The organism is Pseudoalteromonas sp. APC 3694 (genome assembly GCF_030407565.1).
GTDB classification, from domain to species: Bacteria; Pseudomonadota; Gammaproteobacteria; order Enterobacterales; family Alteromonadaceae; genus Pseudoalteromonas; species Pseudoalteromonas tetraodonis.
Genome location: NZ_JASDDE010000012.1, coordinates 20,444 through 43,124, shown reverse-complemented (window position 1 = coordinate 43,124; position 22,681 = coordinate 20,444). Strand labels below are relative to the sequence as shown.

Below are 22,681 nucleotides of genomic sequence, written 5' to 3'. Positions count from 1 at the left end.
CGGTATTTTGACAGCACTTTTAACGACTAATCGATACATTCAAAGCCTTCCAAAGTATTTAACACTTTGTGAGCATAATTACGTACGCCTTTTAAAATTACTACCTAGTGAACGAGCGATTGGCAGTGTTAGAGAAATCAAACTGGGCCACAGTGAATTTGCCATCAACATAGATGACAATGCCAAGTACACCCTTGATGTATCTATTAAACAGTTATCAGGAATGGTAAGTGGTATTTCGCCTTTGTATTTAACAGTGCGCTTATATAATGATGCTAAAGTAGCCGAAATTGTCCATCATGATTACCACCAACGAATCAAACCTTCCTATGGCTACCCTAATCCTAAGATGCATCAAAAAGATGAAAAATATCAGTTGAATGCTTTTTTATATGATTGGTTGGTTGCCTGTGTAGAGCGAGGTCAATCAACACTTAATTGGGATGTAAATAATGGCTTGGTTTGATGATACGTATTATTTTGAGCAAGCCCAGCTTCGTATAGCCCATATAACGGATTGTCACCTTTTTAGCGATAAGCAGGGCGAGTATTTTGGGGTTAACACCGCAGAACATTTTACTAGGGCACTTACAGATATAGCAAAACAGCAGCTTGATGCCTTGATATTTGGTGGCGATTTAACCCAAGATCACAGCTTTGATTCCTATTTATTATTTGCTGAACTGATTCATAATAGTGACCTTGATTGCCCCGTATTTTGGGTTCCCGGCAATCATGATGAAATTGAACAGCTCAATTTAATTAGTGGCGGGCAAATACAACGCGCTAAACATATTGTGGCGCAAGGGTTTGAGCTTTTATTACTTAATTCTAAAGGAAATACCCCTGCTGGGTGGGTGACGCCCTCGCATTTAGAGGAAATTATGGCGTGTTTAGTCGATTCAGACAATCGTCATATTGTATTTTGCCATCATAACCCATTGCCTATTAATGGCTACCTAGATAAACACATACTAGAAAATGGGCCGCAGCTATTAAATTTATTAGTTAATAATAGCTGCGTTGATGCGCTGTTTCATGGGCATGTTCACAATGACTACCAACAGCAATTTAGAGAGCTTGATATTTACGCGACACCGGCCAGTTCCGTGCAGTTTACAAAGCACAGTGCTACTTGGCAGCAAGAAGATAAAGGGGCGGCTTATCGTATGCTGCACTTAAATGCTGAGCAACAAAAGGTGCATATACGCACGGACGTGGTATGGTTAAACGAGTAATCTATATTCATGGTTTTAATAGCTCTGAAAAATCATATAAAGCTGTGCGCTTTGGTGAGCTTATGGCACACTATGATGTTGATTATTGTGTGCCACGCTTAAACCATGAACCTATAGAGGCGATTATAGCGCTTGAACAACTATTAACACCGAATACCGTATTATTGGGCAGCTCGTTAGGTGGCTTTTTTGCCACGTATTTATCGCAGCGTTATCAAATTCCTGCGGTGGTAATTAATCCTGCCGTTGCCCCATATACATTATTAGAGCCTATACTTGGGCCTAATTATAATCCGTATCAAGATTATAATTACCAATTACAATCTCGTCATATAGATGCGTTAAAAGCATTAACGGTGACAGAGTTAAAACACCCTGAGCTGTTGTACTTATTACAGCAAACAGGGGATGAAGTGTTAAATTTTCAGCACGCAATAAAGTATTACTCACAATGTAAACAGTTAATTGAATTTGGCGGCGATCATAGCTTTAATGGCTTTGAGCGAGCTTTTTCAAGCATTGTCGATTTTCTTAAAATCAGATATTAGCGTATATAAAGATAAAAACTATGACTCAACAAAATTATAACGCCGAAGCCATTGAAGTACTTAATGGATTAGAGCCGGTAAAACGCCGCCCAGGCATGTATACAGACACATCGCGCCCCAATCATTTAGGCCAAGAGGTTATTGATAACAGTGTTGATGAAGCAATGGCCGGGCATGCGACGCGTATTGATGTCATTTTGCATGAAGATAACTCACTTGAAGTGAGCGATGATGGTCGGGGGATGCCGATAGATATTCACCCTGAAGAAGGTATTCCTGGGGTTGAACTAATATTCACCAAATTACACGCAGGTGGTAAATTTTCAAATAAAAATTACCAGTTCTCTGGTGGTTTGCATGGGGTAGGTATCTCGGTCGTTAATGCGCTATCTACCCGCGTGGAAGTAACGGTTCGCCGTGACGCACAGCAATTTAGAATGGCTTTTGAGCATGGCGATAAAGTTGAAGATTTAAATGTTATTGGCTCAGTGGGTAAACGCAATACCGGTACTACTGTGCGCTTTTGGCCAGATACCAGCTATTTTGATTCTGCTAACTTTTCACTGACTAAGCTTAACCATTTATTAAAAGCCAAAGCGGTACTATGCCCAGGTTTGCGTATTAAGTTTGTAAATAAACAAACGAAAGAAACCCAAGAGTGGTTTTATGAAACCGGCTTAAAAGATTACTTAGTAGAAGCAGTTAAAGGCTATGAGATACTGCCTAAAGACCCATTTGTAGGTGAGTTTTCAAGTTCTATTGAAGGCGCTGATTGGGCCGTTGTATGGATGCCTGAAGGCGGTGAGTCAACAGCCGAAAGTTATGTAAACTTAATTCCTACCGCACAAGGTGGTACCCATGTTAATGGCCTGCGCCAAGGGCTTTTAGAGGCGATGCGTGAATTTTGTGAATTTAGAAACTTATTACCACGTGGTGTAAAGCTCACCCCAGATGATATTTGGGAACGTTGTAGTTATGTATTGTCGGTAAAAATGCAAGACCCACAATTTGCAGGGCAAACCAAAGAAAAACTCTCATCACGTTCATGTGCTGCGTTTGTATCGGGTGTTGTAAAAGATGCCTTTAGCTTATGGCTAAATGAGCACACTGACACCGCAGAGTTACTTTCTGAATTGTGTATTTCAAATGCACAGCGTCGCTTACGCGCGGCTAAGAAAGTAGTTCGTAAACGTGTTACTTCAGGCCCTGCATTACCAGGCAAACTGACCGATTGTAGTGCTGCTGATAATGACCGCACGGAATTGTTTTTAGTAGAGGGTGACTCAGCGGGTGGCTCAGCTAAACAAGCGCGAGATCGTGAGTTTCAGGCGATTATGCCGCTAAGAGGTAAAATTTTAAATACTTGGGAAGTAGAATCAGGGCAAATTTTGGCCTCTCAAGAAGTGCATGATATTTCAGTGGCATTGGGTATTGACCCCGATTCAAGTGATTTATCAGGGCTGCGTTACAATAAAATATGTATATTAGCGGATGCTGACTCGGATGGACTGCACATTGCCACTTTATTGTGTGCCTTATTTGTGCGCCACTTCCCACAACTGGTAAAAACTGGGCATGTGTATGTTGCTATGCCACCGCTGTTTAGAATTGATATTGGTAAAGATGTTTATTACGCGCTTGATGAAGATGAAAAAACGGGCATTTTAGCGCGTATAGAAGCAGAGAAAAAACGCGGTAAGGTAAACGTACAGCGCTTTAAAGGCTTGGGTGAAATGAACCCGCTACAATTGCGTGAAACAACCATGGATCCAAATACCCGTCGTTTAGTGCAGCTAACACTTGATGAAGAGCAGCAAACAATGGAAATGATGGATATGTTACTTGCTAAAAAGCGTTCATCAGATCGCCGCCAATGGCTTGAAGATCACGGTAACAAAGCACAAGTTTAATAAGCCTTTGGGCTACAGGAGAGGCAAATGAAAATACTATTTAGCACACTGTTGTTAGTCGGCTTTATGTCATCGCCAGTGATGGCGAAAAATATCCTCGACAAGCTGACGGCTGCCCCAGGGTTTGAAATAAGCTTATTTGCTGATGATGTTGAAAATGCTCGGCAAATTGCAGTATCAAGCCGAGGTATAGTGTATGCAGGTTCGCGTAATGCGGGTAATGTGTATGCATTGATTGATCATAACAGCGATGGTGTGGCAGATAAAAAAATAGTGATTGCAGAGGGACTGAATATGCCCTCGGGTTTAGCAATTAAAGGCGGTGACTTATATGTTGGTGAAGTGCACCGTATTATTCGTTTTAAAAATATCGATAAGCACCTCAAAAACCCTGAGTATGAAGTGTTTTATAGCGATTTACCGTCAGAGCGCCACCATGGCTGGAAGTTTTTACGCTTTGCGCCAAACGGCGAGCTGATTATTCCGGTGGGTGTTCCCTGTAATATTTGCGAAGAAGATCCTCGGTTTGGTCGTATTTTTTCGTTAAACACCGACACCAAAGAAATAACCACTTTAGCCAAAGGTGTGCGCAATACTGTAGGCTTTGACTTTCACCCTAGCACGCAAATGCTATGGTTTAGCGATAATGGCCGCGACATGATGGGGGATGATATTCCACCCGATGAGCTAAACCGCATCACTAAAGAAGAAGAACATTTTGGTTTTCCATACGTGCATGGTGGCGTTATTGTTGATCCGGAGTTTGGTGAAGGCAAAAAGATTGCTGACTACACTCAACCTGCATTGGCATTAGGTGCGCATGTTGCGCCATTAGGTATTCATTTTTATACCGGCAAGCAGTTCCCTGATAGCTATAAACAACAGTTATTTGTAGCTGAGCACGGTTCATGGAACCGCTCTAAAAAGGTCGGTTATAAAGTGGCAGTGGCAACTATAGAAAATGCCAAGGTAACAAAGTATACGCCACTGATCACCGGCTTTATGCAAGACGAAACGACATTTGGACGCCCTGTTGCATTTGCACAATTAAATGATGGCAGTCTATTGGTAAGCGATGATTACGCAAACGTAATTTACCGCGTAAGCTATAAGAAAAACTAGGTAAGCTTTAATGAGTGATACAGATACCTTGCTAATGCAAGGAATTGAACAGCAAACAATGGGGCGTTTTACCGAAGACGCCTATTTAAATTATTCAATGTACGTGATCATGGATCGTGCCTTACCGCACGTTGGTGACGGCCTAAAACCCGTTCAGCGTCGTATTATTTATGCGATGAGTGAACTGGGGTTATCGGCAAGTGCTAAATACAAAAAATCAGCCCGTACCGTGGGTGATGTATTAGGTAAATACCATCCTCACGGTGATAGTGCCTGTTATGAAGCCATGGTACTTATGGCGCAGCCGTTCTCTTATCGCTATCCCTTGGTGGATGGTCAAGGTAACTGGGGTGCAGCTGATGATCCTAAGTCATTTGCGGCAATGCGTTATACCGAAGCGCGTTTATCTAAATTCTCTGAGGTATTACTTAAAGAATTAGGCCAAGGGACCGTTGATTGGACGCCAAACTTCGATGGCACCATGGATGAGCCTTTAGTGTTGCCATCGCGCTTACCGCATATATTACTTAATGGTGTCACCGGTATTGCTGTGGGTATGGCAACCGATATACCGCCGCATAATGTGCGTGAAGTAGCCAGTGCCTGTTGTTTATTACTTGATAAACCAAAAACAGAACTCGAAGAGTTATTGGATTTAGTGCATGCGCCTGATTATCCAACTGATGCTGAAATAATTACGCCTAAAGCTGATATTCACAAAATTTATAAAACCGGTCGTGGCTCAATTAAAATGCGCGCTGTGTATTGTGAAGAGCAGGGCGATATCGTTATTACTGCGTTACCGCACCAATGTTCGGGTGCAAAAGTACTTGAGCAAATTGCAGCGCAAATGAACGCTAAAAAGTTACCAATGGTGGCTGACTTACGTGATGAGTCTGATCACGAAAATCCAACCCGTATTGTAATTGTTCCGCGTTCAAACCGAATTAAAGCTGAGCCATTAATGGCGCACTTATTTGCCACCACCGATCTTGAAAAAAATTACCGCGTAAACTTAAATATGCTGGGCTTAGATGGCCGTCCACAAGTTAAAGACTTACGTAGTATTTTAACTGAATGGTTAACCTTTAGACGTGAAACAGTGCGTCGTCGTTTGCAATATCGACTCGATAAAGTACTCGCAAGATTACATATTTTAGAGGGCTTGCTTGCTGCCTTTTTAAATATTGACGAAGTTATAGAAATTATCCGCTCTGAAGATAAGCCTAAACCATTATTAATGGAACGCTTTGAGTTAACCGATATTCAAGCAGAAGCCATTTTAGAATTAAAACTTCGCCATTTGGCAAAACTTGAAGAGTTTAAAATTCGTGGTGAGCAAGACGAATTGGCAAAAGAGCGTGACAAATTAGAGCAAACATTGGGCTCAGACCGTCGCATGTCGACGTTGCTTAAAAAAGAAATTCAAGAAGCCGCAGAAATGTATGGCGACGATCGTCGCTCACCTGTTATTGAGCGTGTGGAAGCCAAAGCTCTGAGCGAAAAAGATTTAATCCCTTCAGAGTCTGTGACTGTTGTTCTATCTGAGAAAGGCTGGGCACGTGTTGGTAAGGGGCATGACTTAGATGTAGAAGGGTTAAATTACCGCGCCGGTGATGGCTATAAAGCATCAGCGCGAGGTAAAAGTAATCAACCTGCAGTATTTTTAGATTCAGCAGGGCGTGCATTTGCGACCGATGCCCATAGCCTTCCTTCTGCAAGAAGCCAAGGCGAGCCGATGACAGGGCGCTTTAACTTAACCTCAGGCGCAAGCTTTGAGCACGTAGTTATGGGTGAAGACGCTCAAGTATTGCTAATGGCTTCTGATGCCGGTTATGGCTTTATTACTGACTTTAAAGATTTAGTCAGTAAAAACAAAAACGGTAAAGCCTTAGTGAGTGTGCCAAAAGGTGGTGTGTTGTTATCGCCAGTACGGGTTAATGACGTTGCCAGTGATTACTGTATGGCAATTTCTAACGAGGGGCGAATGTTGTTATTCCCACTGCGTGATTTACCTAAGCTAGGTAAAGGCAAGGGCAATAAGATTATTTCTATTCCGGGCGCTAAAGTACAAGCGCGCGAAGAGTTTGTAAAAGTATTAGCAGTTGTGCCGCAAGGGAGCAGTGTTACGCTGCATGCAGGTAAGCGTAAATTGACGCTTAAACCAAGCGACCTTGAGCATTACCATGGCGAGCGAGGCCGCAGAGGGAACAAGTTACCTCGTGGTTTACAGCGCGTTGATGAAGCCGTGGTAGAGTTGACGCCGCAGCAAGTTGATGAGCCAAATTCAGATACTGAGCAAAGTTAAAACACTCGGAAAATTAGACTAAACTAGATAACGGCTTACTTAGGTAAGCCGTTTTTTTATGACTGTTTTATTTCAGCGAACGCTTGTGCGCTATTTTCTCGTCTGCGCAACAAAATAACGTTATAATAAAGCAATATATGATTGTGGTTATATTGGAGAGGCGCACTTGCTAGCTGTTATACGTATTTTAATAATGCTGTTGTTTATATTATTAAGTTGTTTTTTTGGTTTGTTGTTATCAATATTTAGACCATTTCATCCTAGTAATGTGCACGTTATTGCAAGTTGGTTTGGCTCAATGGCTAAAATGCTTGGGGTTAAATTAGAACTAAAATATCATCCTGATGCGCTTAAGGTGGGGCCTGCTGTGTATGTAGCGAATCATCAAAATAGCTACGATTTATTTACTATTCCAGCTATGGTACCAAAAAATTGTGTGAGCGTTGGCAAAAAAAGTCTTAAATGGATCCCATTTTTTGGTCAGCTTTATTGGTTGTCGGGTAATATTTTAATCGACCGATCAAATCGTTCAAAAGCTGCTGGCACAATCTCAAAAGCAGCGGCTAAAATAAAACAAAAAGGCTTATCGGTGTGGATGTTCCCTGAGGGGACGCGTAGTTATGGTCGTGGTTTACTCCCCTTTAAAACCGGTGCATTTCATACCGCAATGAGTGCAGAGGTGCCTGTTGTGCCAGTATGTATGAACACAACCGATAAAACCATTAAACTAAATCGCTGGGATAATGGTACAATTTACATTGAAATGTTAGCCCCCATAGCACTTGATAACAGTATCAGTGCCCGTGAACATGCTAAAAGTGTGCACAGTATTATGGCTGCTAAAATAACAGAATTAGATGCTCAAGTGAGAGAGAAATAATGGAAAACTGGCGTGAAATAAGTGAAGACATCGTAACTTCACTACTTGAAGATGGGTCCGATCCAGAAATTCTTTATGAAGTAGAACACCACTTTGTATGTGAAGACTTTACTAAGTTAGAACAAGCGGCATTGGCTGCGTTTAAACTAGGTTACGATGTAGAAGAGCCAGCAGAACTTGAGCTTGAAGACGGTGAAAAAATTTGGAGTTTTGACATTGTTGTTGAAGCCGAATTAGATGTCGACGTGATAATGGAAGACGTTGATAAACTCGCGCAACTTGCTGTTGAATGCGATGTTGAATACGATGGTTGGGGCACTTACTTTCAAGAGTAATGGTTACCAATGCAAAAGGCGAACAATGATGTTCGCCTTTTTTGTGCCTTGTTGGAGCTGTATTGTAATTACAGCCACTTTTTATTTTTAAAGTAAATACCAATCCCACCAGTCAAAACAATTAAAAACACCACAAATGCAGTGAATGCATAAGGGCTTTCTGTTCCAGGTATACCGCCGACATTGACCCCCAATAATCCCGTTAGAAAGCCCAGCGGTAAAAATAAAGCAGCCACCACCGACATTACATACATCCGCTGATTTAATTGCTCAGAGACCTGATTTGTAATGGTTTGTTGGATAACAAGTGCGCGCTCAATTGAACTATCGAGCTCTTCTAAATAGCGAATAAGTAAATTGGTGGTTTCATTTAGCTTGGCTTTATCATCGTCAAAAAGCCATGGGTAATGATTATTAACCATGCTACTGAGTGCTTCTTTTTGTGGTTTTAAGTAACGTTTTAGCGCGATGGTTTGACGGCGAAGTTGCGACAAGCCTTGGTTATCAAACTTTTTACTGGGCTCATCAATTTCCTCTTCAAAATCATCTAAGCTTTCATCTAGCTCATCAATTACTGTTTGCATACGTGAAGTGAGCTTGTGCGCTAATGTACACACCAATTCAGAAATACTGCATGGCCCCTCATTATTATTCAACGAGGCTAGAATATCTTGCACTGATAATAATCGGCGCTTACGCGTGGTGATCACCACATCGTTATTTATAAATAACCGAATAGATACCATGTCTTCAGGGCTTTGTGCTGGGTTTAAGTTGATCCCGCGTAAAAATAACATATGGCCATTCGTTGTTGGCGTTATTCGTGGACGCGGTTCATCAGCAGTGAGTGATTCCAGTTCATAGTCGTTTAACAGCCCGCAGTTTTTTAACCAATCCACCGCATCTGTTTGGCTGTAGTCCATATGCACCCACAGTTTTCCATCAGTAGGTTGCCATTGGTGTAATTGCTTGCTGTTTTCTATGGGGCGTACACCGCCTTTTTCATCAAGAATAAGTGCATGAAGTAAGCCATTAATCATAATAATTTCTCATCGATAGTATGTTTTTAATACAGTTAACTGTAATGTAATTAGGATCTGTTTATCTTTCAAGGTTAAATTTTCAGCAGTCTATTTGGTATTTAGGCAAGGCAGAGTGTGGTTATTCCCCATAAATAGGCGATAACACAGCATCAATGCCAGATAGGCGCTGCCCGAAGGGTTCTGCCTAGGGGCAATTAACTCTTTGTTGCCTACATGGATGTAGGTAAGGGGCGTGAGCAGGACGCGGAAGCTTTGCTCGATTTTTACTTAGCCCACTAGGTTACAAACCTCGCGCCGCGATTAAATTGCCCCTAGTTTGAACAAATATTAATTCGTAAAGGTCCACAGACCCTAGTTAAATAAAATTTAGCTTTACTTTGTATATGTTAAACTGAGTTTAGCAACAAAAACTTATGTTTTAGCCTATGGTTAAATGCATACGTAAGAACTGCATTGTTAAACGAGTTAGCTTAAAAGGTCAATCAAATCGGCTTATCGAGTAGATTAATTTATTTTGTTGGTGTTTTATTTGCTGTAGCGTATAAAACACTTTTTTTACTAAGGGCACATTTATGACGACAAAAATAACAGTTGGTTGGCGTGAGTGGTTGAGTTTACCCGAGCTGGGCATCGAGCAAATTAAAGCAAAAATAGATACCGGTGCACGTACTTCCTGTATTCATGCAATTAATATTGAAGAATATGAAGTGGAAGGCGAAAAATGGGTTAAATTTATAGCCCAACCATTGCAAGAAGACGAGCAAACGCAAATTACCTGCAATGCCAAAGTTAAAAAAATGAAGTACGTTACCAGCTCTAGTGGCCAAAAAGAACTGCGTTACTTTATTGAAACTACACTACATGCTGGCGAATTTAGTTGGCCAATAGAAATTACATTAACAAGTCGTGCGTCAATGAAGTTTAGAATGTTATTAGGGCGCACAGCTATGGAAAATCGTATAGTCGTTGATCCGGCTTTATCACATTTATTATAAGAATTCGTTGAGTAGCAACATACTTATATGTGCTTGCTCAACATAATTTAGTTAAGGTTTTAACTATGAAAATTGGTATTTTATCTCGCAACAAAAATTTATATTCAACGCGTCGTTTAATTGAAGCGGCTGAGCAACGTGGTCATGAAGTAAAAGTGATTAACGCGCTACGTTGTTATATGAATATAAACTCAGATCAACCTGAAATCCATTACCGCGGCGAAAACCTAAAAGATTTTGATGCCATTGTTCCGCGTATTGGCGCATCAGTTACTTTTTATGGCTGTTCTGTATTACGCCAGTTTGAAATGATGGGTGTTTATCCGGTCAATGAGTCTGTGGCTATTTCTCGTTCGCGCGATAAATTACGTTCTCTACAATTATTATCACGCAAAGGCGTAGGCATGCCGGTAACAGGCTTTGCTAGCAAGCCAGATGACGTAAAAGACTTACTCGAAATGGTAGGTGGCGCACCGGTCGTTATTAAGCTACTTGAGGGTACTCAAGGTATTGGTGTGGTACTTGCTGAAACACGTAAAGCGGCTGAAAGTGTTATTGAAGCGTTTATGGGTTTAAAAGCCAATATCATGGTACAAGAATATATTAAAGAAGCGGGTGGTGCGGATATTCGTTGTTTTGTACTCGGAGATAAAGTGATTGCTGCAATGAAACGCCAAGCACAGGAAGGCGAGTTCCGCTCAAACCTTCACCGTGGTGGTAGCGCTACACTGGTGCGTATTACGCCAGAAGAGCGTAAAACAGCGGTAGCAGCGGCAAAAGCAATGGGCTTAAACGTTGCTGGCGTTGACTTACTTCGCTCATCTCGTGGTCCTTTGGTTATGGAAGTAAATTCATCGCCAGGTCTTGAAGGGATTGAAGTGGCAACAGGTAAAGACATTGCGGGCATGGTGATTGATTTCATCGAGAAAAATGCTGCAAGTAAAGGAACGGCAACTCGTGGCAAAGGTTAAAATTAACCGACCTTTCACCCTATTAGGTGAAAGTATTGGTGTAGGTGAACGTAAAACACTCGCGCTAGAAGCTGCAAAGCTTTACACCCATTCACCGCTTAATATTCCTATTGAAGTGGTTAACGGTGTAATGGAAGGCCCTGTATTGATGGTGTGTGCGGCTATACACGGCGACGAACTAAATGGGGTTGAGGTTGTGCGCCAGTTACTGGCTAAAATCGACCCTAATCAGCTGCGTGGGACATTAATAGCGGTCCCGATTGTGAATGTATTTGGTTTTATTCATAAATCTCGTTACTTGCCCGATCGCCGTGATATGAACCGGAGTTTTCCGGGGTCTGAGCGTGGTTCGTTAGCAGGTCGTATGGCGTATATGTTTTTTAACCAAGTAGCTGTGCATTGTACGCATATTATAGATTTGCATACGGGTGCAATTCATCGTACTAACTTACCGCAAATACGCGCTAATTTAGCCGATGAAGCTACAGCGCAAATGGCTAAGGCTTTTGGCACACCTGCGGTTATTGATGCGTCGTTACGCAATGGCTCATTGCGCAGTGAAGCGGCTAATTTGGGTATACCCGTTATTACCTACGAAGCAGGTGAAGCGTTGCGCTTTGACCCGATTGCGATTGCAGCGGGTGTACAAGGGGTTGATTATGTTATGCGACATTTAAAAATGATACGCGGTAAACGCCCTAAAAAACTGCCTGATCCTGTGATTGCAAGCTCCACTAGTTGGGTGCGTGCAGAAGTAGACGGCATAGTAAGAGCGCAAGTATCGTTAGGTGAGCGAGTAATGAAAGGCCAAGTGCTTGCTTATATTAGCAGTCCGCTTGGCGATTCAGAACTTGAACTCCTTGCTCCTCGAAGCGGTATTATTATTGGCCAGCAGACCATGCCACTGGTAAATGAAGGCGATGCCGTATTCCATATTGCTTATTTTGCACATGCAAATAGCTTGGTAGAGCAGCAGTTAGAAACGTTTATTGATGAGATAAATGATTTAGATGATGAGCTGAAAACGGCTGAACTAAATAATTAATACCAATTTGCTCAATTAAGTGAATTGGTATGACTCTATCTGTAGATATAAAAAACCGCCTTAGTTTTAAGCTAACGCGGTTTTTTAATAGGTGTTGTTTAGCTACGCGGTTTAGGGCCAATAATGCGTTTAATTTTAGGCGCTTTTGTTGGTTTAGGCTCCGTATTAAGCACTAACACCGGGCGGGTAACAAATAAGTTATTAGGGTAAATCACTCTGTGACCATCAACGTGTTCGAGTAAGACATTCATCAGCCCCATTTCAATAATACGCCCTTCAATGGCGTTAGCTCCATCCACAATTCTCACCCAATAACCTACACGGCAGTCATTTTGAATAAACATCAGTAAAAAAGCAGTTAAGTTGCTCAATAATGACCAAGCCGCAAACAGCGCAACACCTAACATGGCAAATAAAGAAGAGCCTAATACCAGTAAACCACGCAGCTCTATTCCCCAAAAAACTAACACTAAACACAACATAACAAAGGCGAGTATTATTTTTAATAGTAACTCTGCTCGGTATTTTCGGTGTAAATCGATTTTACCTCTAATGGCTTTTTCGAGTAACTTTTTAGTGAGCTTTAACAATAACGGAAAGCTCAACAGCGCAATCACGGTTACGATTAGCTTATATTGTGTGCCCACAAGCTCTAAAAGAGAGATTAATTCCAAAACGTATTCTCACAATAATGATAGGCGCAAAGTGTAACGCGTTAACTTTGTGCGCAGTAGTGATTTAAAAAGAATTTTTAACGCTCAGTAGCCACTGTACCGAGTCAACATCATCATATTTATTTAGTGGCGCGGCTATATCAAGGTGGATCATGGTACCCGCATTGGCGCGACTTGGCGCAAGGCGCAAACCTAAGCCCACATTTTTTAGCACTGGGGTGTTCTCAACTTGATACTGAGTGTTCGAGTCGCTGTTATACCAAGCTCGACCGATATCTAAAAAGGCCGCCCCTCCCACTTTAAACAGCTGTAGTAAGTCATATTCCCAGTAATAGCGCTTTTCTAAACTGACTAAAAAACTCCGATCCCCATGTTGAAATTCCATAGGATAGCCACGAAGTCCAGTTTCGCCCCCTAGGGTGAGCTGTTTATCATTAGTGAGGTTTTTTGCGTATTGCAGCCTTGCTTTTACATACCAAGATTGATCAATACTGGTATTTAAATAATATTGAATTTGGCTAGTAGTGAGCAAGTTTTCGAGCTGTTTTTTCTCGTTATTCCAATAGCCTTGAATATCTGCATGAAAACGCCAAAGGGTATGGTTAGTGCTAAAATGGGCTTTGTTAAAATTAAACGAGTACACAGCGCGGCTATCGTCGTTACTTATTGATTCATCGGAGTAGCCCAGGGTGGCTTTGATATTCCAACCTAAATTTAAATCCTCAGTACGATAAATACTGTCAAAGTTACGTACTTTTATAAAGTTATCTTCAAACCAGTGGCCGCTTACATAAGGATAACTAAGCTGCCTATTTTCAGCTAGCGGCACAGTCGTTTCATCGATGCTTTTAAATGTTTGTTGCTCATCGATATAACCTAGGCTCAAGCGCTGTGTCCAGTTATGGCTAAGGGCTTTAGAGTGACCAAAAAATACTTGATTTAGATCGGTGGTCTGTTCAAACTCACTAAATTTATCGCCCCTAAGGTACAGGGCCTCTTCTCGCTGGGTTGAGTAACTCAGGGCGCCATAACTATAGGGCGTATCGATGGCATAAAACGGGTAGGTTAGTTCAACTAAATGACTTTTGCCGTCGCTGTTGTCGGCATACTCTAAACGCCCTCGGTAGCGAGTTGATAAGATATTAGGATCATCGTAAACAAATAAATAACCATTTCGGTCACTGTCTGTTTTACGTGCAAACGATAACCGTTTGCCCCAACCAAATAAGTTAGATTCGCGAAAACCAATACTTGATTTATTTTCACCACCACTACGGCTAAAACTAAGTTCGGGCAGTAAAGTCCATAAGTCTCGAGTAATTACTGTTACATCAATATTTCCATCACAATTTTCGTCAGCAATAATTTGTGCGTCATATAAATAGTTTTGTTTACGCAGTAGCCGTTCAGATTCAGCCAAGGTTTTTTGATTAAAAGTATCACCCGCTTTAAACAATAAAATGCTTTTAATAACCTCAGGCTCAGTTTGTATATGTGCACGATTAGCAAAGCGAAACAGTGCGTTGTTTTCAGCTTCGAGTTCGGTATTAAAAACATTAAGTTGTTTAAGATTAATTGAGGCAATTTTAGCGTTACTATTTATCGTAAGCGGTGGAGGTTGAGACTCGATTTGTCGACGCAAGTTAATTTCAGAAGTTTTCAATGAATCGTCATTTTGGCAGCTTTGGGCTAGTGGCGTTTCTTGCGCGCAAACGCTGAGCATAAACATACTCGAAATAGAAAGGCTAAAACAACTACGTGCAATCCATTTTCTATTTAACATTGACCCTCTTTAGCGCTATTTTGCAAAATAAAACACTTACTCTTAGCTTACATCATTGTTATTGATATGTAAGTAAAAGACAGATTTAGTTTTATTTTTATAGCGATTATAAGGTATTAGCTATGCATTTAAGTTAAATAAAATGTTAACGCTGCCAATAGGTTGTCGGCATCTTGCCCTTCACCATTAATCCACACACTTTGGCTGTAATGCTCAAAATTTAAATTAAATGTGTGGTTAGCATAGTTAAAACGCAGTTGATGACGATCTGCCCCAGCGGCATACTCATTAATGCTAATTTCATCGCTGTGCAAAAATAACGTTCCCCACAATTCAAAGTCTTCATCGTGCGGCAGCTCTGCCGGTTTAATAATAATACATTGATGTGTGTGATCGTATTCAAGTTCGGTCATAAGGGGCTTATTGCGTTGCTAGGTAATGTCGAATTGCGGTTAAAAACTCACCGCCATACTTGTTTAATTTAGTAAAACCAACCCCCGACACTTTTAAAAATTCACTGTCGTTAGTGGGCATAAGCTGCGCCATTTCGGCTAGCGTTTTATCGTTAAATACTACATAAGGCGGCACATCATCGGCATCGGCTAACTCTTTACGCAATGCACGCAGGCGAGCGAATAGTTTTTTATCGTAATTAAACTTCGCTAACTTATCCTGATAAACGTGTTTAGCTTGTAAGCGAGGCTCGGCCAATTGCAGCGCATATTCACCTTTTAAAATAGCGCGTGCAGCTTCCGTTAAACGCAATGAAGCGCCTTGGGTTATATCTTGGCTTAATAGCCCTTGATGAATAAGTTGGCGTAAAATACTAAGCCAAAATTCACTGCTTTTATCTTTACCTATGCCATAGGTACTAAGTTCATGATGATTGTTATCACGAATGCGGCTAGTATTTGCGCCGCGTAATAACTCTACAATGTAACCCAATCCAAATCGTTGTTGCGCGCGATAAACACATGAAAGCGCTTGCTGTGCGACAAATGTGCCATCAAAACTTTTAGGTGGATTTAAGCAAATGTCACAGTTCCCACAGGGCTCGCGTTGGTACTCACTGAAGTAGTTCAATAATATTTGACGACGACACGTTTGTGCTTCGGCAAAGCTGGCCATGGCATTAAAGCGCTGCTCTTCTACGCGGCGGCGTTGTTCATCGTCAATATCTTCAAAAAAGCGTCTAACTCGGCCTATATCGGCAGGGTCAAAATACATGATGGCCTCTGCAGCCAGCCCATCTCGTCCAGCACGGCCTGTTTCTTGGTAATAAGCTTCAATACTTTTTGGAATGTCGTAATGCAGAACAAAGCGTACGTTAGGCTTGTTAATTCCCATACCAAAGGCAACGGTGGCAACCACAATTTGAATATCGTCACGGGCAAATCCGGTTTGCACAAACTGACGTTGCTCGTTACTCATTCCCGCATGGTAAGCGGCAGCATTAAGGCCTGCATCAGCAAGCTTTTCAGCTATATCATCAACACGTTTACGACTGGTGCAATAAATAATACCACTTTGATTTTTTTGCTCTTTTAAATAACGCAGTAATTGCACCATAGGTTTAAATTTTTCTTCTATGGTGTAACGAATATTAGGGCGATCAAAACTGCCGGTATGAATGTAGGGCTGTTGTAGCTTGAGTTGCTCAACAATATCAAAGCGAGTCGCTTTATCGGCAGTGGCAGTGAGTGCCATCATAGGCACATGTGCAAAGCGTTGTTTAAGCTCATTTAAACGAAAATAATGCGGTCTAAAATCGTGACCCCAATGAGAAACACAGTGTGCTTCATCAATAGCAAACAAGCTAACATTCAAATGAGAGAGCCGTTCTAAAAAATCGCGTTGTAGCACTTTTTCAGGAGCTACATAAAGTAGCTTTATCAGCCCTTGATGCAGTTGCTGATACACTAATTGTTGTTCTTCGCGAGCTAGGCTGTTATTGACATAAGCGGCCTTAACTCCCAGTGCTTGTAACTGGGTGACTTGATCTTGCATTAAAGAGATCAGCGGAGAAATAACAATGGTGACTCCCTCTAATACCAACGCGGGTATTTGGTAACACACCGATTTACCACCACCGGTGGGCAGTAATACTAATGAATCTTGGCCATTTATGGCGGCATCAATTACTGCACTTTGACCGTCGCGAAATTCACTGTAACCAAACACTTGTTTGAGTACAGTTTCGGGTTTACGCACAAGCGTATTAGGAGAAGGAGTTAGTGTATTCATCGGCGCTATTTTAGTGGTTTTTTATCAGGATGTCTTTAGCTTTCATTACTTGGTACACACATCTGTAGTGATAAACTAAAATCTGCAGGGGGTTACAATAGCCTCAAGCTGTGCTTTACTCATCGTACCACTAAAAACATAGAGAATAATAATGAATAAAGAAATGTTGATCGATCAAGTTGGGGCGCTGTTTGTTAATAACATGCCCTTTAACCAGTTTTTAAAAATAGCAGTAGAGTCACTTAGTACTGAACAAGCTAAAATATCATTTCCTTGGCAAGACGTATTAATTGGTAATCCGGCGCAAAAGATTCTTCACGGTGGAGTGATTTCTGCGGTGCTCGACAATGTAGGCGGAATGCTTGCTGCAGCAAGTGTAATAGGAAAACTAGACGATGCCGACTTACCCAGTGTGCATAAAAAGTTAGCAACACTGGGCACCATAGATTTACGTACTGATTATTTACGCCCAGGTAAAGGGGAGGTATTTATTGCCAGCGCCACACTTATTCGCTCAGGAAATAAAGTGTGCGTGTGCCGGATGGAGTTACATAATGAGCAGTCAGTACAAATAGCGTTTGGAACGGGCACGTATTTAGTTGGCTAAAAAGTGAGAGGGGGTTAAACTTACGGCCTTTTAAATCATCAAGTGGTTACTATGTCGATTGATACCGAGCAGCGAAAGGGCGCCATTTTTGCCTGCCTCGCCTTTTTTATGTGGGGCCTAGCACCCATTTATTTTAAGATGATCCAACATGTATCAGCATTTGAAATTTTAATGCATCGTGTTATTTGGTCAGTGATGTTTCTTATTTTAGTGGTGAGTGTGCTCAACTACTGGGATAAAATTAAACGCATTTTAATCCAACCTAAATTAATTATGATGCTAGTTGTTACCTCGACCTTATTGGGGTTTAACTGGGGGTTGTTTATATGGGCTATTAATAACAACCACATGCTAGATGCCAGCTTAGGCTACTATATCAATCCTTTGTTAAATGTATTACTTGGTATGGTGTTTTTAAACGAGCGGTTACGTAAGTTGCAAGGAGCTGCTGTTGCCTTGGCTTTTACAGGTGTTTTATTACAGTTAATTAGTTTTGGTTCATTTCCGATTGTGGCATTTTCGTTAGCGACTTCTTTTGCGTTATATGGCCTATTACGTAAAAAACTACAGGTTGATGCCCTGCCTGGGATTTTAATTGAGGCATTAATATTATTACCGGTGGCACTGACCTATTGGTGGTTAATGGTGCCGACTGAAACGTCTAATTTACCAGCGAATGATTGGCTAACTAATGCGCTATTAGTAAGTGCAGGTATAGTGACTACGCTACCATTGCTGTGTTTTACCGGCGCGGCTAAGCGATTGCAATACACAACGCTTGGGTTTTTTCAGTACATAGGGCCTAGCTTAATGTTTATTTTAGCAGTGGTGTTTTATGGTGAAGTGTTTGATGCTGAGCGTGTAATTACCTTTGCGTGTATTTGGAGTGCACTGGCTATTTTTAGTTGGGATTCATACCATCAGTCGCGTAAACGCAGAAAAGCAGCCATTGTCGCCTCAGGTGTGGTTTAGTTAAACTAAACCACTTTATTACGCCCCGACTCTTTAGCTTTGTAGAGCTTTAAGTCGGCTTGCTTTAATAGTTCGTCAATTTGATAGGTTTCACTATGGCTGAAGCCTATCGACAGCGTAAACTTGATTTGTGCTTGGCTAAACTCATGGCTATTAAGCTCAATAAATAATCGAAAGCTTTCTAGTCGTTTTAGCGCTTCTTGTTCGGTCAGTTCAGTAAAAAATACCGCAAATTCTTCTCCGCCTAAACGGGCAACCAATTGGTTTTCAAAATATTTATTAAAGCATACCACCAGCCCTTTAAGCACTTCATCTCCGGCATCATGGCCATAGGTATCATTAATAGCTTTAAAATGGTCAATATCAAGCATAGCTAACATGGCTGGTGCTTTTGCTTTTTTAAACTGCTTTAATGACTTATTGGCCTCTTCAAAAAAGTAACGACGATTAGGGAGTTTAGTTAAGTAATCTGTATTAGCTTGTCGTTTTATGGTGGCTATGAGCTCTAACATATCGACGTTTTGACTTAACCGGCAGTAAAATTCTTCACTATTAAATGGTTTATACAAGTAGTCATTTGCCCCATTTTTTAAAAATAAAGTGGATAAGTTAGACGAAGTGATACCTGAAATACCAATAATGGCTTTTTCGTCATTACTATAAATGCGTCTAATTTCATTACACAGTTCAATGCCGTCCATATTAGGCATTTCTTTGTCGGTAATAATCACAGAAATATCGGGGGTGTTTTCAAGCTCTTTAAGCGCCTCTAGACCATCGGCTGCTTGTAATATTTGATATTTGTGACGTGTTAATAAACTACATATGTATTGGCGTGTTGACGCAGAGTCATCAACAACCAATACTTTTACATGCTTATTACGGGGCAGGCGGTAAAGCTGCTTTTCTAAATACTCGTAGGCTTGTTTATTGCCTTTGATGATGTAATCAATAATGGGGTATTTTTCAACGGTGTCACGGGTATGCTTATCGATATTGCCTGTCATCACTATGGTAGGAATATCTGCTGCAATGGTGTATGGAACCGCTTCACCTTGTGGCGCGTCAGGTAATATAAAGTCGACCACTGCGCAAAAGTAATGATGCTTACTTATTAGCTCTTTAGTCTCAGCCAAGGATTGAGCAATATCAACCTCGTAGCCGACTTTTTGCGCGATATGCTTTTGCACTCGCGCAATAGTCGGAGTGTCTTCAACAATAAGTATTCTGTGCGTCACGTAACAGCCTTGTTTAAATTTTGCAAAAGTGTTTGCTTATACAAGTTGTAACTGCTAAAACGCCAAAAAGCAACTATTGTAGTGACTTATAGATTGTCAGCCTCAGAATAATAATCTTGGCTTATTGGTGTTGGCCCTGAAATTTTTGAGCGTCCAAATAATGTATGGAATTTTGTTTTGCAGGTTGTTAACTTTAAATATTTAACCCATGCTCGCTCAATTGGGTTACTTGGCTCTATTATGCCACTGACAGCATTTACAAATTGTTGCTGATGTTCGTTTTGTGGCTCAACTGTTTTGTTATACAGGCTTTTTAAAACAACACCATGCTGTTCTAAAATACTTGCCTCTAACAGGGTAAAGTGTCCGCTGCGGCTAAATCCGCGTGGAAAGTTTTGGTCATCATAAAATTGACGTTGACTTACGAATGCTTGACGAAGTAGTGAAATATCATTGCTCATAGCTGTACCCTCATACCAATTATTAGCTGGAGTATGGTACATAATCGCTATTTTTTTAAACAAAAAATTTTTATCGTGAGGATAAAAAATTGGACATAGATTTATTAAAAACATTTGTTGAAGTGGTGCGTACTCGCCATTTTGGTAAAGCGGCAGAAAACCTATACATAACGCAGTCTGCGGTGAGTTTTAGAATTCGCCAACTAGAGCAGGGCTTAGGCGTAAATTTATTTATTCGTCAGCGTAATAATATTCAACTCACCGCCCCAGGTGAGCGTTTGTTACCGCATGCGCAAATGATTATTACTGGGATGCAAAGAGCCAAAGTGGATGTTGCACTTGCAGATAATATGCATAAGCAAATTAGCTTAGCAGGTACGCCTAATATTTGGGATGCATTTTTACAGTTTGGTATTACAAATATTGTATCGGCGATGCCTGGTGTATCGCTGGTGGCAGAAGTGAAAGCGCAACAAGAAAGCACTCGCTTATTGTTGGAGCGTACGCTTGATTTAGCTATTTTGTTTGATCCCCCTAAAGTTGATGAACTTGTGGTTGAACGTATTTGTGAACTGCCTATTATTCCGGTGAGTGGTTACGATACGGCAACCAGTGATAACTTTTTTGATAATCAATATGTGTATGTTGATTGGGGAACCACGTTTTCTCTTTGGCATGCGCGTCAGTTTACCGGTAAAACACCGCCTTATTTTAGAACCAGTACAGGGCGTATTGCGCTTGATTTAATACTGCAATGTGGCGGCAGTGCGTTTATTCCACAGGTATTAGTTAAAGATCATTTAGAAAAAGGCGAACTTTTTCATGTAAAAGGGGTAGAAAATACCTCAAGAGATGTATTTGTTGCTTATCATAGAGATAACGAACAGAAAGAGCTGATAGAAACCTTGGTTAATTTGTTAACGCAAATGACACCGAGTTTATTGAAACAAAGTAAGTAGTCGGTAGGCAGTTTATTTTACATGTTATTTTGATTTCAGATTTAATGCAGTTTTATTAACTTAAAAAGACAAAAATGTGTCCTTTGTAATATTTTTGTCATTTAGTGGTGACACACTGCTGCTGTTTTAAAAATTAGTCTATTGTGGTTATCGAGGAAATAACATGAAATTTGCAAAATCGAGCTTATGCTTAGCCCTACTTAGTGGTTTATCTTTTAATGCACTTGCAGAGGTAGATATTTACGGTAAAGCAAATGTAACCGTTCAATCATCTGACGATGGTGAAGGGTCTTTTACTGAAATTAAAAGTAATGCATCTCGTTTCGGACTTAAAGGGTCTGAAAAAATTTCAGACGGTTTAGAAGCGGTTTATAAGTTTGAATTTCAGGTCGATGTGTCTGATGCCGATTCTAAAGGTGATAACGACAATATTTCAGCGCGTAATCAATATGTGGGCTTTAAAGGCGGATTTGGTCAGGTTGTGATAGGCCGAAATGATACCGCGCTTAAGCAAGCGCAGGGGAAACTAGATCTTTTCAACGATCTTGAAGGTGATATAAAAAATACCTTTAAAGGTGAAAATCGTTTAGGTAACTCAGTATCTTATGCTTCAAACTCATATGAAGGTTTTAAAGTATTAGCGTCATTTATTGCAGAAGACGACGTAGATGCCAAAAATGGCTACTCAGTGGCGTTAACTTACGGTGATGCAGGCCTTAAAAAGAGCGCAGTATATGCTGCCATTGCTGCTGATAGCGAAGTCAATGGTTACGATGTAGTGCGTGCAACAGTTCAAGGTAAAATTGAAGATTTTAGACTTGGCGCAATGTACCAAACACAAGAAAAAGTAGATGGCAGCGCTGAGGCTGACGGTTACTTAGTGAATGCAGCTTACCTTATGGGTAGCAACACTTTCAAAGTGCAATACCAAACAATGGATTTTGATGATAGCGATGATAAAAGCGCGATATCGGTAGGTGTTGACCATAAACTAAACAAAAACCTTAAAGTATTTGGTTTTTACTCAAGCTTTGATATGGATAACAAGGTTGACCAAGATTACCTAGGTTTAGGTATGGAATATAAGTTTTAACTAAACCTTAGTTAAAACACTCCCTTTTAACCGCACTCAGTTGAGTGCGTTTTTTTTTGCTTTAAATTATTTACTTATCTGCGCATAATAGCCAAGCATTTGGAATGAGGTGTAACTCCTCAACTATTCCCGTAACTGTGATCAGTTTTACTGTAAGTCAGATACAAATGCCTTAAAACTTCATATAACGAGCGGGTTAACTCATTTTCTTTTTGGTACGTATTAGTACTGAGTGTGGGTGTTTCCCTGCCTAGG

General features: G+C 40.9%; 22 protein-coding genes and 1 riboswitch. Of the genes, 15 read left to right on the top strand and 7 right to left on the bottom strand.

Annotated elements, in window-relative coordinates:
- The first annotated feature begins 7 nt into the window (after positions 1-7).
- The 8 genes from QMA00_RS06495 to rraB all read left to right on the top strand — a co-directional run bounded on the left by QMA00_RS06495 (position 8) and on the right by rraB (position 8,341).
- Complete coding sequence (locus tag QMA00_RS06495) at positions 8-466, top strand: DUF1249 domain-containing protein (protein ID WP_013465838.1); 459 nt, start codon at positions 8-10, stop codon at positions 464-466.
- Positions 453-1,238 (top strand): metallophosphoesterase, encoded by a 786-nt coding sequence (locus QMA00_RS06490; protein ID WP_076922102.1) that lies wholly within the window; start codon positions 453-455, stop codon positions 1,236-1,238. Before QMA00_RS06495 ends, QMA00_RS06490 begins: the two co-directional genes overlap by 14 nt.
- Positions 1,223-1,786 carry a YqiA/YcfP family alpha/beta fold hydrolase gene (locus QMA00_RS06485; protein ID WP_008110593.1) on the top strand — a complete coding sequence of 188 codons (564 nt, stop codon included), beginning with the start codon at positions 1,223-1,225 and terminating at the stop codon, positions 1,784-1,786. Before QMA00_RS06490 ends, QMA00_RS06485 begins: the two co-directional genes overlap by 16 nt.
- Before the next feature lie 20 nt (positions 1,787-1,806).
- Entirely contained in the window at positions 1,807-3,696 is a 1,890-nt protein-coding gene (gene parE / locus QMA00_RS06480; RefSeq protein WP_036980166.1) for a DNA topoisomerase IV subunit B, read from the top strand.
- Between the two features lie 27 nt (positions 3,697-3,723).
- Positions 3,724-4,818 carry a PQQ-dependent sugar dehydrogenase gene (locus tag QMA00_RS06475; RefSeq protein ID WP_076922101.1) on the top strand — a complete coding sequence of 365 codons (1,095 nt, stop codon included), beginning with the start codon at positions 3,724-3,726 and terminating at the stop codon, positions 4,816-4,818.
- A gap of 10 nt (positions 4,819-4,828) precedes the next feature.
- On the top strand, positions 4,829-7,126 hold the full coding sequence (parC, locus tag QMA00_RS06470; RefSeq protein ID WP_193049683.1) for a DNA topoisomerase IV subunit A: 2,298 nt from the start codon (positions 4,829-4,831) through the stop codon (positions 7,124-7,126).
- A 166-nt stretch (positions 7,127-7,292) separates the two neighbouring features.
- Positions 7,293-8,006 (top strand): 1-acylglycerol-3-phosphate O-acyltransferase, encoded by a 714-nt coding sequence (locus tag QMA00_RS06465; RefSeq protein ID WP_036980160.1) that lies wholly within the window; start codon positions 7,293-7,295, stop codon positions 8,004-8,006.
- Complete coding sequence (gene rraB, locus QMA00_RS06460; protein ID WP_008110603.1) at positions 8,006-8,341, top strand: ribonuclease E inhibitor RraB; 336 nt, start codon at positions 8,006-8,008, stop codon at positions 8,339-8,341. Before QMA00_RS06465 ends, rraB begins: the two co-directional genes overlap by 1 nt.
- 68 nt (positions 8,342-8,409) lie before the next feature.
- Here the strand turns inward: rraB and QMA00_RS06455 are convergent, their stop codons facing one another.
- Positions 8,410-9,381 (bottom strand): zinc transporter ZntB, encoded by a 972-nt coding sequence (locus QMA00_RS06455; protein WP_076922099.1) that lies wholly within the window; start codon positions 9,379-9,381, stop codon positions 8,410-8,412.
- 575 nt (positions 9,382-9,956) lie between these two features.
- On the opposite strand from QMA00_RS06455, the gene QMA00_RS06450 reads away from it, so the two are divergent.
- The 3 genes from QMA00_RS06450 to QMA00_RS06440 all read left to right on the top strand — a co-directional run bounded on the left by QMA00_RS06450 (position 9,957) and on the right by QMA00_RS06440 (position 12,395).
- The gene (locus QMA00_RS06450) at positions 9,957-10,379 is read left to right on the top strand and encodes an ATP-dependent zinc protease (protein ID WP_008110607.1); all 423 of its coding nucleotides are present in this window, start codon (positions 9,957-9,959) and stop codon (positions 10,377-10,379) included.
- 65 nt (positions 10,380-10,444) lie between these two features.
- The gene (gene rimK / locus QMA00_RS06445; protein ID WP_008110610.1) at positions 10,445-11,350 is read left to right on the top strand and encodes a 30S ribosomal protein S6--L-glutamate ligase; all 906 of its coding nucleotides are present in this window, start codon (positions 10,445-10,447) and stop codon (positions 11,348-11,350) included.
- Positions 11,337-12,395, top strand: coding sequence for a succinylglutamate desuccinylase/aspartoacylase family protein (locus QMA00_RS06440; protein ID WP_008110612.1), 1,059 nt, complete (start codon positions 11,337-11,339; stop codon positions 12,393-12,395). The genes rimK and QMA00_RS06440 overlap by 14 nt, the downstream gene beginning before the upstream one ends.
- A 98-nt stretch (positions 12,396-12,493) precedes the next feature.
- Here QMA00_RS06440 and QMA00_RS06435 read toward each other — a convergent pair whose 3' ends face one another.
- The 4 genes from QMA00_RS06435 to recQ all read right to left on the bottom strand — a co-directional run bounded on the left by QMA00_RS06435 (position 12,494) and on the right by recQ (position 17,096).
- On the bottom strand, positions 12,494-13,069 hold the full coding sequence (locus QMA00_RS06435; protein ID WP_024600801.1) for a mechanosensitive ion channel domain-containing protein: 576 nt from the start codon (positions 13,067-13,069) through the stop codon (positions 12,494-12,496).
- A 64-nt stretch (positions 13,070-13,133) separates the two neighbouring features.
- A complete protein-coding gene (locus QMA00_RS06430) occupies positions 13,134-14,852 on the bottom strand; it encodes a POTRA domain-containing protein (RefSeq protein ID WP_076922098.1) in 1,719 nt (572 codons plus the stop codon).
- Positions 14,853-14,980: 128 nt separating this feature from the next.
- The gene (locus QMA00_RS06425; protein WP_016900566.1) at positions 14,981-15,265 is read right to left on the bottom strand and encodes a DUF3630 family protein; all 285 of its coding nucleotides are present in this window, start codon (positions 15,263-15,265) and stop codon (positions 14,981-14,983) included.
- 7 nt (positions 15,266-15,272) lie between these two features.
- Complete coding sequence (recQ, locus tag QMA00_RS06420) at positions 15,273-17,096, bottom strand: DNA helicase RecQ (protein WP_076922097.1); 1,824 nt, start codon at positions 17,094-17,096, stop codon at positions 15,273-15,275.
- 151 nt (positions 17,097-17,247) lie between these two features.
- Between recQ and QMA00_RS06415 the strand changes: the two genes are divergently transcribed.
- The gene (locus QMA00_RS06415; RefSeq protein ID WP_028835656.1) at positions 17,248-17,703 is read left to right on the top strand and encodes a thioesterase family protein; all 456 of its coding nucleotides are present in this window, start codon (positions 17,248-17,250) and stop codon (positions 17,701-17,703) included.
- Between the two features lie 51 nt (positions 17,704-17,754).
- Complete coding sequence (gene rarD, locus QMA00_RS06410; protein ID WP_076922096.1) at positions 17,755-18,675, top strand: EamA family transporter RarD; 921 nt, start codon at positions 17,755-17,757, stop codon at positions 18,673-18,675.
- A gap of 5 nt (positions 18,676-18,680) precedes the next feature.
- Here the strand turns inward: rarD and QMA00_RS06405 are convergent, their stop codons facing one another.
- A complete protein-coding gene (locus tag QMA00_RS06405; protein ID WP_076922095.1) occupies positions 18,681-19,913 on the bottom strand; it encodes a diguanylate cyclase in 1,233 nt (410 codons plus the stop codon).
- Positions 19,914-19,999: 86 nt separating this feature from the next.
- On the bottom strand, positions 20,000-20,374 hold the full coding sequence (locus QMA00_RS06400; protein WP_008110628.1) for a DUF413 domain-containing protein: 375 nt from the start codon (positions 20,372-20,374) through the stop codon (positions 20,000-20,002).
- Between the two features lie 89 nt (positions 20,375-20,463).
- Here QMA00_RS06400 and QMA00_RS06395 point away from each other — a divergent pair, with 89 nt between their 5' ends.
- Entirely contained in the window at positions 20,464-21,333 is an 870-nt protein-coding gene (locus QMA00_RS06395) for a LysR family transcriptional regulator (protein ID WP_016900557.1), read from the top strand.
- Positions 21,334-21,496: 163 nt separating this feature from the next.
- On the top strand, positions 21,497-22,426 hold the full coding sequence (locus tag QMA00_RS06390; RefSeq protein ID WP_076922094.1) for a porin: 930 nt from the start codon (positions 21,497-21,499) through the stop codon (positions 22,424-22,426).
- Positions 22,427-22,486: 60 nt separating this feature from the next.
- Positions 22,487-22,611: riboswitch (cobalamin riboswitch) on the top strand.
- Positions 22,612-22,681: the final 70 nt, after the last annotated feature.

Bases quoted from the DNA above. Each gene is read 5' to 3' on its own strand.
- QMA00_RS06390 (WP_076922094.1), top strand. From the start codon at position 21,497: ATGAAATTTGCAAAATCGAGCTTATGCTTAGCCCTACTTAGTGGTTTA.
- recQ (WP_076922097.1), bottom strand. From the start codon at position 17,096: ATGAATACACTAACTCCTTCTCCTAATACGCTTGTGCGTAAACCCGAA.
- QMA00_RS06400 (WP_008110628.1), bottom strand. From the start codon at position 20,374: ATGAGCAATGATATTTCACTACTTCGTCAAGCATTCGTAAGTCAACGT.
- QMA00_RS06430 (WP_076922098.1), bottom strand. From the start codon at position 14,852: ATGTTAAATAGAAAATGGATTGCACGTAGTTGTTTTAGCCTTTCTATT.
- rarD (WP_076922096.1), top strand. From the start codon at position 17,755: ATGTCGATTGATACCGAGCAGCGAAAGGGCGCCATTTTTGCCTGCCTC.
- QMA00_RS06450 (WP_008110607.1), top strand. From the start codon at position 9,957: ATGACGACAAAAATAACAGTTGGTTGGCGTGAGTGGTTGAGTTTACCC.
- QMA00_RS06485 (WP_008110593.1), top strand. From the start codon at position 1,223: ATGGTTAAACGAGTAATCTATATTCATGGTTTTAATAGCTCTGAAAAA.
- QMA00_RS06455 (WP_076922099.1), bottom strand. From the start codon at position 9,381: ATGATTAATGGCTTACTTCATGCACTTATTCTTGATGAAAAAGGCGGT.
- rimK (WP_008110610.1), top strand. From the start codon at position 10,445: ATGAAAATTGGTATTTTATCTCGCAACAAAAATTTATATTCAACGCGT.
- QMA00_RS06490 (WP_076922102.1), top strand. From the start codon at position 453: ATGGCTTGGTTTGATGATACGTATTATTTTGAGCAAGCCCAGCTTCGT.
- parC (WP_193049683.1), top strand. From the start codon at position 4,829: ATGAGTGATACAGATACCTTGCTAATGCAAGGAATTGAACAGCAAACA.
- parE (WP_036980166.1), top strand. From the start codon at position 1,807: ATGACTCAACAAAATTATAACGCCGAAGCCATTGAAGTACTTAATGGA.
- rraB (WP_008110603.1), top strand. From the start codon at position 8,006: ATGGAAAACTGGCGTGAAATAAGTGAAGACATCGTAACTTCACTACTT.
- QMA00_RS06425 (WP_016900566.1), bottom strand. From the start codon at position 15,265: ATGACCGAACTTGAATACGATCACACACATCAATGTATTATTATTAAA.
- QMA00_RS06415 (WP_028835656.1), top strand. From the start codon at position 17,248: ATGAATAAAGAAATGTTGATCGATCAAGTTGGGGCGCTGTTTGTTAAT.
- QMA00_RS06475 (WP_076922101.1), top strand. From the start codon at position 3,724: ATGAAAATACTATTTAGCACACTGTTGTTAGTCGGCTTTATGTCATCG.